The sequence below is a fragment of the Acidiphilium sp. AL genome (assembly GCF_025499445.1).
Classification (GTDB): domain Bacteria; phylum Pseudomonadota; class Alphaproteobacteria; order Acetobacterales; family Acetobacteraceae; genus Acidiphilium; species Acidiphilium iwatense.
This window is the reverse complement of sequence record NZ_JAIMBZ010000043.1, coordinates 16,045-28,205: the sequence shown is the minus strand read 5'-3', so window position 1 is coordinate 28,205 and position 12,161 is coordinate 16,045. Positions and strand designations below refer to the sequence as shown.

The 12,161-nt window shown below is 62.7% G+C and carries 18 protein-coding genes and 1 pseudogene; all 19 read left to right on the top strand.

Going from position 1 to position 12,161, the window contains the following annotated elements; translation table 11 throughout:
* Positions 1 to 144: pseudogene (locus AiwAL_RS17000) on the top strand (IS481 family transposase); the annotation flags it as partial.
* 379 nt (positions 145 to 523) lie between these two features.
* Positions 524 to 1,807 carry a site-specific integrase gene (locus AiwAL_RS16995; protein ID WP_262313136.1) on the top strand — a complete coding sequence of 428 codons (1,284 nt, stop codon included), beginning with the start codon at positions 524 to 526 and terminating at the stop codon, positions 1,805 to 1,807.
* A gap of 96 nt (positions 1,808 to 1,903) precedes the next feature.
* Positions 1,904 to 2,035: a hypothetical protein gene (locus tag AiwAL_RS16990; protein ID WP_262313135.1), complete on the top strand. Its 132-nt coding sequence runs from the start codon at positions 1,904 to 1,906 to the stop codon at positions 2,033 to 2,035.
* On the top strand, positions 2,032 to 2,340 hold the full coding sequence (locus tag AiwAL_RS16985) for a hypothetical protein (protein WP_262313134.1): 309 nt from the start codon (positions 2,032 to 2,034) through the stop codon (positions 2,338 to 2,340). The genes AiwAL_RS16990 and AiwAL_RS16985 overlap by 4 nt, the downstream gene beginning before the upstream one ends.
* Positions 2,340 to 2,465, top strand: coding sequence for a hypothetical protein (locus tag AiwAL_RS16980; RefSeq protein ID WP_262313133.1), 126 nt, complete (start codon positions 2,340 to 2,342; stop codon positions 2,463 to 2,465). Before AiwAL_RS16985 ends, AiwAL_RS16980 begins: the two co-directional genes overlap by 1 nt.
* Positions 2,462 to 3,109, top strand: a complete 648-nt coding sequence (locus AiwAL_RS16975) for a hypothetical protein (RefSeq protein WP_262313132.1) — start codon at positions 2,462 to 2,464, stop codon at positions 3,107 to 3,109. Before AiwAL_RS16980 ends, AiwAL_RS16975 begins: the two co-directional genes overlap by 4 nt.
* A 59-nt stretch (positions 3,110 to 3,168) precedes the next feature.
* Complete coding sequence (locus AiwAL_RS16970; RefSeq protein ID WP_262313131.1) at positions 3,169 to 3,366, top strand: hypothetical protein; 198 nt, start codon at positions 3,169 to 3,171, stop codon at positions 3,364 to 3,366.
* A gap of 380 nt (positions 3,367 to 3,746) precedes the next feature.
* Entirely contained in the window at positions 3,747 to 4,106 is a 360-nt protein-coding gene (locus tag AiwAL_RS16965; protein ID WP_262313130.1) for a hypothetical protein, read from the top strand.
* The gene (locus AiwAL_RS16960) at positions 4,103 to 4,849 is read left to right on the top strand and encodes a bifunctional DNA primase/polymerase (RefSeq protein WP_262313129.1); all 747 of its coding nucleotides are present in this window, start codon (positions 4,103 to 4,105) and stop codon (positions 4,847 to 4,849) included. Before AiwAL_RS16965 ends, AiwAL_RS16960 begins: the two co-directional genes overlap by 4 nt.
* Positions 4,846 to 6,429, top strand: a complete 1,584-nt coding sequence (locus AiwAL_RS16955) for a hypothetical protein (protein ID WP_262313128.1) — start codon at positions 4,846 to 4,848, stop codon at positions 6,427 to 6,429. Before AiwAL_RS16960 ends, AiwAL_RS16955 begins: the two co-directional genes overlap by 4 nt.
* Before the next feature lie 467 nt (positions 6,430 to 6,896).
* A complete protein-coding gene (locus AiwAL_RS16950) occupies positions 6,897 to 7,142 on the top strand; it encodes a hypothetical protein (protein ID WP_262313127.1) in 246 nt (81 codons plus the stop codon).
* An 11-nt stretch (positions 7,143 to 7,153) separates the two neighbouring features.
* Positions 7,154 to 7,801, top strand: a complete 648-nt coding sequence (locus AiwAL_RS16945) for a hypothetical protein (protein ID WP_262313126.1) — start codon at positions 7,154 to 7,156, stop codon at positions 7,799 to 7,801.
* A 179-nt stretch (positions 7,802 to 7,980) separates the two neighbouring features.
* A complete protein-coding gene (locus tag AiwAL_RS16940; protein ID WP_262313125.1) occupies positions 7,981 to 8,277 on the top strand; it encodes a hypothetical protein in 297 nt (98 codons plus the stop codon).
* On the top strand, positions 8,277 to 8,612 hold the full coding sequence (locus tag AiwAL_RS16935) for a hypothetical protein (protein WP_262313124.1): 336 nt from the start codon (positions 8,277 to 8,279) through the stop codon (positions 8,610 to 8,612). Before AiwAL_RS16940 ends, AiwAL_RS16935 begins: the two co-directional genes overlap by 1 nt.
* A 196-nt stretch (positions 8,613 to 8,808) precedes the next feature.
* The gene (locus AiwAL_RS16930) at positions 8,809 to 9,288 is read left to right on the top strand and encodes a hypothetical protein (RefSeq protein ID WP_262313123.1); all 480 of its coding nucleotides are present in this window, start codon (positions 8,809 to 8,811) and stop codon (positions 9,286 to 9,288) included.
* 18 nt (positions 9,289 to 9,306) lie between these two features.
* On the top strand, positions 9,307 to 11,235 hold the full coding sequence (locus AiwAL_RS16925) for a hypothetical protein (RefSeq protein WP_262313122.1): 1,929 nt from the start codon (positions 9,307 to 9,309) through the stop codon (positions 11,233 to 11,235).
* 4 nt (positions 11,236 to 11,239) lie between these two features.
* Positions 11,240 to 11,689 carry a DUF5681 domain-containing protein gene (locus AiwAL_RS16920; protein WP_262313121.1) on the top strand — a complete coding sequence of 150 codons (450 nt, stop codon included), beginning with the start codon at positions 11,240 to 11,242 and terminating at the stop codon, positions 11,687 to 11,689.
* Positions 11,676 to 11,933 (top strand): hypothetical protein, encoded by a 258-nt coding sequence (locus AiwAL_RS16915; protein ID WP_262313120.1) that lies wholly within the window; start codon positions 11,676 to 11,678, stop codon positions 11,931 to 11,933. The genes AiwAL_RS16920 and AiwAL_RS16915 overlap by 14 nt, the downstream gene beginning before the upstream one ends.
* A complete protein-coding gene (locus AiwAL_RS16910; RefSeq protein ID WP_262313119.1) occupies positions 11,930 to 12,100 on the top strand; it encodes a hypothetical protein in 171 nt (56 codons plus the stop codon). The genes AiwAL_RS16915 and AiwAL_RS16910 overlap by 4 nt, the downstream gene beginning before the upstream one ends.
* Positions 12,101 to 12,161 lie beyond the last annotated feature (61 nt).

The following is a 12,161-nucleotide window of genomic DNA, read 5'->3' as shown; positions in this document are numbered from 1 at the left end:
TTCGTCGCGGCTTACAACTTCGCCAAGCGGCTCAAAACGCTCAAAGGCCTCACGCCATATGAATTCATCTGCAAAGCATGGACAAATCAGCCAGAAAGATTCAAGCTAAATCCGCTCCACGAAATGCCGGGACTAAACACCTAATACCAACCCGCGTGGATCAGGACCCATGCGCCCAATTACGGCGATCGAGGGACATGACACGCCAGGGTTGCTCGATGGGCCGATTGGACCAAAAACTCAAGAAAATTGGTATCCCGTACCGGATTCGAACCGGTGTTGCCGCCGTGAAAGGGCAGCAACTAGCGTCCTATAACGTCCCATATCGTGCATGAACGCCTAGAAAACCCTGATTATACCGTCCGATAGCGTTCTGTCGCGTCCGATACCGTCTATGCCGTATAGACATCACATACGGCATGGGGTAAGGATGTCTCTGCGAATCCCTACGCGTGTGGGACGGCACCGGGCATAGGGGGCATAGGCGGTATCGTGACGCATACGACACGAAACGGGCACGTCAATGCCACGTAAGGCCCGCGATGAGCGGCTGGATACCCGCGCTGCCCGCCTGCGCCTGCCGGTACGTCGCGAGCCCTACTTCCGCACGATCCAAGAGGGGCGCGCCATCGGCTATCGCCGCCTGGCAGGGGGCAAGGCCGGTACCTGGATTGCCCGGCATTTCGACCGGGACCGCGACCCGAGCCGCCTCTATCGCAGCCTGGGGAGCGCAGACGACTACCTTGACGCCGATGGCGTCGAAACCCTCACCTTCGCCCAAGCCCAAGCCGCCGCCGCCGCCTGGTTCGCGGAACTGGGCCGACAACATGGCCGGGTAGCCCCTCCGCTCACTGTAGAGGCCGCTCTGGCCGACTACGCGGCCGACTACGCGGCGCGAGGGGGAAAAGACGTCAGAGGGCTTAAAACAGCGATTGACGCGCATATCGTGCCCCGCTTGGGCAACAAGCTGGTGAAGGACCTCGCGCCTGGCGCGATTCGGTCCTGGTTCCGCGCTCTGGCGACCGCCCCGGCCCGCGTCCGGTCCAAAGATGGAGCTCTCGCCACCCGCGCGCTCGATGCCAGCGATGTCGACGCCACCCGCGCTCGCCGCGCCACGGCAAACCGGGTCCTCACGGTATTAAAGGCCGCCCTCAATCTCGCTTATCGCGACGGAAAGGTCCCCAGTGACGACGCATGGCGGCGCGTGCTGCCGTTCCGCAATGCCGACGCACCACGCATCCGGTACCTGACCGATGCCGAGGCCGTGCGCCTGGTCAACGCGGCCGATCCGGGTTTCCGCCCGATGGTCACTGCCGCGTTGCTGACCGGCGCACGATATGGCGAACTTGTCCGGTTCAGGGTCACAGACTTCAACCCCGAGGCCGGGACCCTGCACGTCCGCACGTCGAAATCAGGCAGGCCCCGGCAGATCGTGCTGACCAGCGAAGGCGTCGATTTTTTCAGGCAGTATTGCGCCGGCAGGAAAGGAACCGCGGTGATCCTGACCAAGCCGGACGGCGCTCAATGGGGGCAGTCCGACCAGATCAGACCCATCCGCGCCGCATGCGAGGCCGCCAACATCGCGCCGGCGATCTCCTTTCATATCCTGCGCCATACCCATGCTACCCGGCTGATCATGGCCGGCGTGCCCCTTGGCGTCGTCGCTGCACAACTCGGCAACTCCGAGACGATATGCGCGAAGCACTACGCGCATCTCTCCCCCGGATACGTCGCTGAAAGCATCCGCGCCGCGTTCGGGCCGCTCGGGGTGGTGGCGCAAACCAATGTGAAGCCCATGATGGGCTGATCGTCCGCGCCGCCCGGATGGCGGTATCTGCCGAGGTGGCGAGACGGGTAGCAGCCCGTCCCGCCTATGGTTCGGCATAGTCATGGAGTGACTCAAATGGCCTTCACCGAGGGCAAGACTACCACAAAACGAGCGGCGAACAACAAGACCCGGGATATCGGCGCCATCAAAGCGCTGATCGCCACGCAAGCCATCAAGCACGGCCTGAGCGCGGAGGCGCAGTCATGAGCAGCACCCACCTCGCAGCCCCCGTCGTGTTGCTCGCCGCGATCGAAAGCGCCCGCGACCGCACCATAGACCTGATAGCCGGCGTCTCGGCCCTCGCCGCGATGGCTGGTAACGATAAGCAGCCCGAGATCGAAGGCGACGCACTGCGCTGGATGGCCGAGAGGCTGCGCATTGCGGCCGACGATATCCTGACGGAGCTCGACCACGCCGAGCGAGCGCGGGAGGGCGCCGTCTACATCGACGGGGAGACCCGGTTTCGCGCGAAAATCGACGCCCTCGGCGACCTCGCACAGCGGCCGAACTGATGATCCTCGCCGGCGGTCCACTCCCGACGACCTTGGTCTTGAACGGCATGACCGAGGCCGAGTTGGAGATGCAGGAGGTGGCTTTCGACGCAGATGATCTCGACCCGGTAGGGGTGCCGGAGTGAGCGGCGATCAAGGCGGGGCGAAAGCCCCGCCGATTATCGGGGCAGAGGTCCATGGATGGTTTCACAAATTCTCGCCCCCGCACCCGAGCGACGCGGATTGCGTTGAACTGGCGATCATGATGACAAAACTTGCTTGGCCTGAGCCGGTCAGTTGGCCGCCTCACCCATGGGGCCTTGTGGAATCATCAATGACGGTCTGGAACTTTGATGGCGTTCCCAAGGCCGCGCAAACAATGCTTGCCAACCTACCCCTGATGCTTTCGCCGTTCGCAGTCCCCGCCGTGCCGCCGGGTGATGCCGAGGGCCGGGCGGCACTGGTAGACCTCCAAGCCGCTCTAAATCGTGCGCTGCTCTACCTGCAAAATCCATACGCCCGAACAGATCAAAGTCGCCACCGCCTGAAATCTTGGCACGTGCCGGCGGTCCTCCTATCCGTCCCGATTTTTGGCGTTCTGGTCCGCGCCGGTCATCCAAAACCCGGAATCACGCGCAACAGCATCGTCGCGGGCGTACTGCAATTGGCGCTGAAGCGCATGGAACACGGCAACATCGAGACCGGCGCAATCGGGCAACACCTCACGCGCTGGTTCTCGGCGAGCGGCATGACCACAAACGACTTAACGGCCTATGTGACCAAGACATAGGCGGCGATGGTTGCCAATGTCCCGTCTTGTTCACCGCGAACACAACGGAACCGAGGATTATGAAACCGAACACTGAAATCCCCCGCTATGCGACGATCCCCCGCTGGACTCGTATTTCCGGCACCACTCGCACCTGGACCTACTCGGCCATCAACGATGGCAAACTGAAATCCATCAAGGTCGGACGCCGTCGCCTGATCGACGTGCCCAGTGGGCTCGAATTGCTTGAAAAGCTTGATGAAAAAGCCGGCGCCTAAACGAAAACCGCGCCCTTGCGAGGCGCGGCGGAACTCGTATTCGAATGCAGACGGCACCCGCATTTGTAGCGACTCCGGCGCGGACTTGCAAGGCAATTTGAAAAGATTGCCCTCATGCTTGACCCTAAATCTCACGCAGATTCGCTGCATGACCGCCTGATCGGCGACATCGATTCCCGCGACCGGCGCAACCACGCGACGATTACGTTGCCCGTTGCGGACCTACGCCGCGCGGTCCGGTCCCTCGCATCGCGCGGTGACCAGCTTTTGGCGAGAAAGGACCGCGACCCAATCCTTCGGTTGGCCGCAGAAAACGAAGCCGGACACTGCCGACGCCTCGCCGCCGCGATCAATGCAGCGATCAAACGGGGTGCGGCTCTATGAAGTCTCTCGACACAAAAACTGCTGATCGCCTCGGCAAAGTCTTAAACTTGCTTGCATCGGACCACGATGGGAAGCGCGCCGCTGCTGCGCTGAAAGCCAATACCATCGTCACCCAAGCCGGATTGACCTGGCCGGCGCTGATCACTGCCGCGTTGGCGAAGCCGGAGCGCAAAATGCCGGAAATGGGTACGTGGCGGCAGACCTGCCGCGACTGCCTCGCGCGGAATAATGACTTGCGAGCATGGGAGCGAGGATTCCTTACCGACCTACCCAAGTTTTCGCGCATCTCGACCAAGCAGCGATACGCCCTGAACGAAATCGCGGTTCGGCTCGGCGTGAAGGAGCCGCGTCAATGACCCCCATGCAACACGCCATCGACCTCGCCAGGCGCGGCATTCCCGTCTTTCCGATGACCCGCGCCAAGACGCCCCTCGCACGGTCGCATGGGGTGAAAGACGCCTCGATCGATCCCGCGCGCCTGGCTGAATTGTTCGATCAGCCGCGCGCCGAACTGGTTGCAATCGCGACCGGCACCCCGTCCACTATCTGCGTCCTCGATATCGACAAGCAGCATGGCGGTCTGATCTGGTGGCGAAAGAATCGGCACCGGATGCCTTCGACCTGGGCATGGCGCAGCCGTGGCGGCGGCCTTCACATCGCGATGAAGCATCGGCCAGAATTGCGGACGATTGGCATCGGACAGATCGGCACCGGCATCGAAATCAGGGCGACCGGGGCAAGCGTCATCTACTGGCCAAGCGCTGGCCTGCCGGTCTTGGCAGATGCCGACCCTGCCGCTTGGCCGGACTGGTTGCTACCGCCGCCTCGACCCGCCTATGTGCTATCGAACTGCCCTCCGCGCGTTGCCGATGATGCCGCGATCGGCGCGCTGATCCGGTTTGTCGCAGAAGCCGGCGAAGGCGAGCGCAATCGGCGGCTATTCTGGGCGGGATGCCGGATGCGCGAACTGACCGGCAGTGGCAATTTGTCCCGCCGCGAAGCCGTCGCCATTTTGACCGAAGCCGGCGCGCGTGTCGGCCTCGACCGCAATGAAGCGACCCGAACCGCGCGATCGGCGATTGAGGGGAGCCGGCCATGAACGACGTGAACGCTCCCTATGATGACGCCGCCGAAACCGTCTCACGCGCCCTCGATCGCCCCGATCTGATCGAACATACCGGAGACCTCCCCGCCACCCAACGCGCCGCCATGCGGCTGATCGAGGCACGCGCGGTCCCGCTCCGCGTATTCGCCCGCGATGGGGTGCCGACACGCCTGATCGCGCCCCCCGGCGAACCGGCGCGATTCCATCGCCTGACGCATCACGGCATCACCGACCTCACGCACACCGTAGCGCGGCCGGTGCGGGTGAAGGTGAACGCGAAAACCGGCGAGACCGAAACCGTCCCCGTTACCTTCCCCGAACGAGCGGCGAAGGCGATGATCGATAGTGCCGACTGGCGATTGCCTGCCATCGACGGCGTCGCCGTGACGCCCCTACTGGGCGATGACGGGACCATCAGGGCGGTGGAAGGCTATGACGCGCTCACGCGCCTGTGGTGCCACGCGGTGCCCGATATTCACGTCCCGGCCCGACCAGGCCGCACCAATGCCTCCCGCGCGCTGCTGACGATCCGCGAATTGTTCAGCACGTTTCCATTCGCGGACGCGGCGCGGATCACGGCGCACGACTTCGACGTGGTTGACCTCGACCAGCCGCCGAAGGATGCCGAAACCGCGTTTCTGAATGGCCTGATCACGGCGATCGCCAAGCCCTCTCTGGACCTCACGCCCGGGCTCCTGGTGACCGCGCCGGACGTTTCAGGGGCCGGATCAGGCAAGGGGCTGCTCGTCCACGCGATTTGCGCAATCGCATACGGCGCACCGCCCGCCGCGTTCACTGCCGGTAGTGCGCCCGGCGAACTCGACAAGAGGATCACATCGGCCCTGATCGAAGCCGGCAACGCTGTTTTCCTGGACAACGTCAATGCCACCGCTTTGCGATTGGACACGCTCGCTAGCGTCATTACCGAACGACCTGCCTGGGGGCGGCTTTATGGCGAGACCCGGATGGCGTTGCTCAATTCCACAGCCTTCATCGCGGTCACCGGCAACGGATTGTCAGTCAGCGAGGACCTCGCCCGCCGCTTCCTGGCCTGCGAACTCGACCCGCAATGCGACGATCCAGAGGCCCGTGACTTCCCCGATGGCCGGGATGGCTTCCTGGCAACGGTGAAGGCCCGGCGCGGCGAACTGCTCACCGCTGCTCTCACCATCTGGCGATGGGGCAGACAGAACGAGACCAGTCTGACCGGGGGAAAATCGTTCGGCTCGTTTGAGACCTGGTCGCGGTGGATACGCGACCCGCTCTTGACCCTTGGTTGCGCCGATCCGGTCGAAGCCATCGCGCGCGCCAAGGCGCGCGACCCGCGCCGCATCAAGATCGCTGAACTGTTCGATCAATGGTGGGATGATCACCACAATTATGCCGTGCCTGCCGCGCGCCTCTCGGAAGCCGTAAAGGGCATCCTGGACCCGCAGAACCGGGGCCGCAACTACGTTGTCTCAACCGTCAATGCCTATGTCGGCACGCGCGCCGGCGGTTACGTCCTGACGCGGCAGGATGCCGAGGGCCGTTGGGGGCATGCGACTTATGCCTTGCAACAGGTGACATCATGACGTTGCAACCCCATCACGGCGGTAACGCCATGAACCGCCTCGACCAAAAACCGCGCAAGCACAACAGGTTGCACGCCTCTCCCTGCCGCCACCTGATGCCATACGGCATTGGTGCGGCATGGGCGGTGCGGGATCGGGTGAAAATCGTCCGATCGGATGCCTCGCCATGACGCAGCACGAAGCCCTGGCGGCCCTCGCAAACCGCGTTCAACGCCTCTCACCCGATCGCCGCGACCCGGAGCGGTATCACGCTGAAAAATCCGAAATCGCCGCCGAATTGCGCCGCCTCGCTCGCGCCGATGAACAGTCACGGAAATTATTTTCAAACAATACCGCACGACACTGGACAGTATAGGCCGGTATAACATGGGTTAATGAGACTATAAACCGTAATAGTCTCATTTTTTTCTTGTGTCCTCCCCCCATCTTTTGCTATCATCGCGAAAGATGAATGAGGAATAACGACTTTGGCCAAGCCGTTTTCAGAAATGACGCCAGTGGAAGCGGCGGTGAATCGCCACCGGCTTCGCAATGGATTCGACGCCGGCTGGACCGAGGATGTTGGCGTGCGCTACCTGCCCGGCCGCGAGGGCGACGTGGTGCAGGCCGCCATCCTCGATCACGTCAACAAGACCATGCAGGCGACGAATGCAGCGCACACCCGCGAGCGTGCCCTGGGCGACACACTGCGCCGGCTTGGCCTCGACAAGTGAAAGGAACCGCGATGGAACTGCAAGATATTCTCAACCTTCGGGATCCCGCCGTGCCCCAGCGGGCACGCGGCGATTTCGATGAAGCTCATGGCCGTGTGCAGGCGGCACAACAGGCCGTCGCGGACGCCGAACAGGCGGTTGCCGCCGCACGCGATGCACGCGCCGCGCTGGTCCAGCGGGCGGGTTCTGGTGAGGCGGTAGAGGCCGCCGAACTGGCGGAAGCCGAGATGGCCATTCGAGATGCCGGGGACCGCGTTCTGTTCTGCCGTGACGCCGTCGCCGCTGCCGAAGCGACTAAGCGGGCTGCCGATGAAGCCCTGCGCACCGCCGAACAACGAGCCTGGGAACCAGTCCTTCGCGCGGGCATCCACTTGCGAATCGAGGGCGCCGAGATGATCGTGCAAGCCAGGAAGCTCCTCGCCGATGGCGAAGCGGTTTTCAGGGCCGGGCTTGAAGCCGTAGGGCGCGCGATCGCCGCGGGCGTCGAACTTAAACTTGGCTTTCAACCGTCCGCGAACCCGGAAATGTTCGCTGGCGTGCTTCGGCCCGAACATCCATTCCCCGACGCGGAGCGGCGCACCTGGGCGGCGCATCTGGACGAACGCGGCGACGTGATCCTGCCCGAATCCGCCCGCAAGCTGCTGGAAGCCACCGAATGACAGTACACAGCGTCAACCCGTTCACTCCCCCCGGCACCGGCGCGATTGCGGTTTCCCATCGGCGCGCGCTCACTGGCCCGGCGAGTTTCTCCATCGACTCGCCGGGCGCTTTTCTGAGGTAGGTCATGAATGACCCGGCTGCTCCTACACGTCCGAAACAAGGCAAGCGGTGAACTGACATGTCATCCACTCTCGGGACGCCTGTTCCGCTTTCGACCGTCGCGCAGCAGATCGCGCCGCTTCGCCTAACCAAGAAGGAGATTCCAATTTTTACGGCATCCAAAATCAGCAACGAAGTCGGTAAGTTGAATGGCATCGACCGGATTCTGCAAGCCAAACTGCTGAGCGGCAAGAACTCAGTGACAGCAATTGCGGCAGTCGTCGCCCCACACTTCCACGATCGGCGGAAGGCTGCCTGTCCGCGCATTCCGGCTCGTGAACTATCCCCTCAAGTCAAGCACAGGATCAAGGTATAATGGCTGAAACATTGCTGAACGAAACCAAGGACGAGACGATCACGGATACGCTCGGGCGTTCGATCGTCATGCGACCGCTCGACTTCAAGGGACGACATCGGCTGTTCAGGGTGGTGGGACGCGCCGCGCAAGGGAATGAAGCATTCCTGGCGGACTGCATGATGTTCGCATCGGTGGTATCGATCGATGGCACCCCGGTCCCCCCGCCGACCGAAAGATCGGACGTGGAACCGATCATCGACGCCCTTGGCGAGGCTGGCGGCAATGCGGTGCAGGATTGGTTCGCCAATCGCGCGACCGCTGAAAACGAAGTGGTCACCACCGCAAAAAACTGACGGACAGCTCGGATTTTTCCGGGCGCTGCTACATCCTGTCGAAGGGCGTGCCTTGGGATGTGGCCTTTGAGATGGGTGAAGCCGAATTGCTCGCCTTCGTGGTGACGATGGGCGGCTTCGACGGCAATGAATGGGATTGGCACTCCCTTCGATGGAAGGACCGAAAGTGATGGGGTTAGTTAGTTTGGCCACGGCGATGGAGCGGATCGAGCGGTCTGCCCTGGCCATGGAAGAGATGGAGCATCGCGTTCTCACCGAAGCGGCCAAGGCGATTCAGAAGGGCGCGAAAGAGCAGATCGGCCATTACCTGACCGAGGATGACGGTAAATTCGGGTCCTGGTTACCGCTCGCGGAATCGACCGTCGAAGACAAGGAAAAGCAAGGCTACGCACCCCCGGATAACCCACTGTTGCGCGAAGGAGACATGCGCGAGAGCATTGAATACACCGTGTCCGGTGCCGAAGCGCAGATCGGTTCGAATTCCGACATCGCGCTTTACCAGGAGCTTGGCACGCGCGGTCCTGGCGTGGGTGCAAGCGGCTATCACGTGCCACCCCGCTCCTTCCTCGGCTCAACCGCCTTCCGGCTGAAAGACAAGATCGGCCAGCAAGTCGGCTATTCGATAGTGTCGGCGCTGATCGAAGGAAAGCAGACAGTCGTGCACATCAAAGACTGAAAAGGAACCCAGCAGAGAATGGACGTTTACAAAATCGGAGTCTCCCTAACGCTCCGCAATGGTGTGTCCGCCGGCCTCCGGCTGCTCCGCCATGACCTCGGCGGCGTCATGAAGGCGCTGGACAAGGCAAATGCTTCCACCAAGGATTTCGGGCGTTCCATGATCGTTGCCGGCGCGGCAAGCGCGGCCTTTGGTGCCGGCATTCTCGACGTATACGAGAAAATCATCCGCGCCGGCGCAAAGGTGGTGAGCCAGCAAGCTGCGATGGCGGCGGTGGCTGTCCGCCCGGGACAGATTGCCAAGAACACGTCCGCCGCATGGAATGTCGCCACATCGACATCGAACGTGAGCGCGGGGGGCGCGATGCACACCGAGACGATGCTACGGTCCATGCTCGGCAGGAGCGCCAAAGCCCGCGCGGCGCTTCCTGCGGTGGAGCGCGCGAAAGTCGCCCTTGATACTCTCTTAGGGGGGCATGAAGACAACTCGCTGGCACTCGCGTTGAAGGCGGTGGATATCGTCGGCGGCGAGAACAAGGGCAAGAAAATCAGCGTCACGACGCTCCTCGGCAACCTGCCGTACATCGAACAGGCGATGTTGCTGACCCACGGGCTTGTCACCGGATCCCAGATACTGCGAATGACGCGGCAAGCAGGTCCCGCGGCCACAGTGACATCGTTCCGCTCATTGCTCGCGAATTATACCGAGGCGGTGATGGCGCTTGGGCCGGCTGTCGGCCGCGGTCTGTTCACGTCGTACATGGTGGCGAACGTCGGCCGCGCCCCGGCCGTGGCAGCTCACTACCTGACGAAATACGGAATGGTGCCCCATGCCGACATGCACAAAGTCCACGGCAGCAGCACCTATCTGTTCAACCCGCGCGACATGCTCGGCCATGCCTACGAGGTGAAACACGGCTTCCTTGATTGGGTGCAGCACGTCGTCATCCCGAAACTACACGCGGACGGGGCGAAAACCTACAACCAGATGCTTGCCGCCTTGTCAGGCATGTTCTCGGCATCGACGGCCGCGCGCCTGCTCGCCTTCATCGCCCACAACGGCCCGCAGATCGGCCGGTTCAAACATCTGTTCGCGGATGGTGTGAAGAACGGCCATCCGTACCAGTCCGTTTCGACACGGAATTGGGGGTTGGCGACGAAGAACTTTGAGACAGCATGGGCAAATCTGGTGACGGCGCTGGGCGTGCCAGCGGTCAAGTCCGCAGTCAGTGCGTTGAATGCTGTCACGAATTCAATCCATCATTTCACTTTGTGGCTTTCAAAGCATCCCATGATCGCCAAACACATTGATCAGCTTTTGCTTGCTCTTGGCGCGGCGTTTTTGGCGTTCGGGACAATTCTGATGGGTGCCGGAATTGTTATGCTTCTAGGCACAGGAGGTACGCTCGCTGCGATTGCGTTCGGGATCGGGATATTCGCCGCCGCGATGGCGATGATGAACTGGAAGACGGTTAGTGGATGGGTCGCGGACGGTATTCACGCCGTAGGCGAAGCAATGACGTGGCTTCTTACGCCGCTTCGCGAAATCGGCAAAGTTCTCGGGATTGGGAAAACACACCCCGGCGCGAGTGCTGCGAACGTCGGGCTGGCGGCTTTGCGCAGGGCCGGTATGGGCGGCAAAACCGGCCAAGATATTCTGCCAGGGCGGCACGGCATTCGCCATTATTTTGACGGCAACGGTGGCCGGCGGGTCCATCACGGGAGCGCAATCGGCGGTTACGATACGTGGGGACCCGGCGCACCTCCATCGGCGCACAGCAGCGCCGACAACGGCCTGATCCCCACGGTGAATATTGGGAACTGGGGCGAAGGCCAGCGCGCCATCAAGCACGGCCTTGCCGCCTCCCTGAACCAAAACCAGTCCAGCACCACCGGCTTCAACGGGCGCGTCTCGCCCTACGGCACGCCGGCGTTCACCGGGCCATAAAGCAATGACCGATCAGGCTGATAATGGAGGCAAAAATCAGGGGCGGCGGTTCCAGCCTGGGCAGTCCGGCAATCCGGCAGGCAAGCCAAAGGGAACGAAGCACAAGGCCCTGGCTGCCCTCGACGCCATAGGCGCGGAAGCGGCCCGCGAAGTCCTGCAATCGACCATCGCCGCCGCGAAGCGAGGCAACAGCCGGGCCGCTGAAATCCTGCTGGCTCGCCTATGGCCGGCGAGAAAGAGCCGCCCCGTCATGCTCGATCTGCCCGCCGTCGCATCTGCGGATGGCGTCACCGCAGCCCTCGCCGCAGTCATCGAAGCGATGGCGGCCGGCGACTTGGCACCCGATGAAGCCGCAGCCGTCGCAGCCGTCATCGAAGGCCAGCGCCGGGCGATCGAGACGACGGACTTTGAACGCCGCCTCGCCGCATTGGAGGAACGCAATGGTTCAGATTGAACGCCGCCTCGCCGCCCTGGAAGCCGCGCCGCAGCGCTCGACTTTCGACGGCTTGACACTGCCGGAACTTCACGCCAAGGCCATCACCGCCATCGCTGAGGCCATCCCTGACCATGCCGCCGCACTGCAACGGGCAGGCAAGCGCATCGCAGCAGGCGATGCGGCATGGCCCTGGCACCCCATCGGCGACGATGCAGATCATGCCCGCGCCGTGATCGGTGATCTGCTCGCGTTCGGCGCATGACACCGATTGAGCGGCGCCTGACGGCACTTGAAGGGCGCGCCGTCGCGAGCGCACCGGCAACCAAGATCATCGTGATCGCCCGGCCTGGCGAAGCCCTGGACGACGCAATGACGCGTTGTCCGACGGCGCGGATCGTGCTGCCCGACAACGGCCGTGACGATGGCTGACCAGATTGACCCCGAAGCCATCGACCTCGACCATCTCCGCGCCGATGCAGAGAATCCGCTG

Excerpts from the sequence above, each read along its gene's own strand:
- AiwAL_RS16995 (WP_262313136.1), top strand. The coding sequence starts at position 524 with ATGCCACGTAAGGCCCGCGATGAGCGGCTGGATACCCGCGCTGCCCGC.
- AiwAL_RS16990 (WP_262313135.1), top strand. The coding sequence starts at position 1,904 with ATGGCCTTCACCGAGGGCAAGACTACCACAAAACGAGCGGCGAACAAC.
- AiwAL_RS16985 (WP_262313134.1), top strand. The coding sequence starts at position 2,032 with ATGAGCAGCACCCACCTCGCAGCCCCCGTCGTGTTGCTCGCCGCGATC.
- AiwAL_RS16980 (WP_262313133.1), top strand. The coding sequence starts at position 2,340 with ATGATCCTCGCCGGCGGTCCACTCCCGACGACCTTGGTCTTGAACGGC.
- AiwAL_RS16970 (WP_262313131.1), top strand. The coding sequence starts at position 3,169 with ATGAAACCGAACACTGAAATCCCCCGCTATGCGACGATCCCCCGCTGG.
- AiwAL_RS16965 (WP_262313130.1), top strand. The coding sequence starts at position 3,747 with ATGAAGTCTCTCGACACAAAAACTGCTGATCGCCTCGGCAAAGTCTTA.
- AiwAL_RS16960 (WP_262313129.1), top strand. The coding sequence starts at position 4,103 with ATGACCCCCATGCAACACGCCATCGACCTCGCCAGGCGCGGCATTCCC.
- AiwAL_RS16955 (WP_262313128.1), top strand. The coding sequence starts at position 4,846 with ATGAACGACGTGAACGCTCCCTATGATGACGCCGCCGAAACCGTCTCA.
- AiwAL_RS16945 (WP_262313126.1), top strand. The coding sequence starts at position 7,154 with ATGGAACTGCAAGATATTCTCAACCTTCGGGATCCCGCCGTGCCCCAG.
- AiwAL_RS16940 (WP_262313125.1), top strand. The coding sequence starts at position 7,981 with ATGTCATCCACTCTCGGGACGCCTGTTCCGCTTTCGACCGTCGCGCAG.
- AiwAL_RS16935 (WP_262313124.1), top strand. The coding sequence starts at position 8,277 with ATGGCTGAAACATTGCTGAACGAAACCAAGGACGAGACGATCACGGAT.
- AiwAL_RS16930 (WP_262313123.1), top strand. The coding sequence starts at position 8,809 with ATGGAGCGGATCGAGCGGTCTGCCCTGGCCATGGAAGAGATGGAGCAT.
- AiwAL_RS16925 (WP_262313122.1), top strand. The coding sequence starts at position 9,307 with ATGGACGTTTACAAAATCGGAGTCTCCCTAACGCTCCGCAATGGTGTG.
- AiwAL_RS16920 (WP_262313121.1), top strand. The coding sequence starts at position 11,240 with ATGACCGATCAGGCTGATAATGGAGGCAAAAATCAGGGGCGGCGGTTC.
- AiwAL_RS16915 (WP_262313120.1), top strand. The coding sequence starts at position 11,676 with ATGGTTCAGATTGAACGCCGCCTCGCCGCCCTGGAAGCCGCGCCGCAG.
- AiwAL_RS16910 (WP_262313119.1), top strand. The coding sequence starts at position 11,930 with ATGACACCGATTGAGCGGCGCCTGACGGCACTTGAAGGGCGCGCCGTC.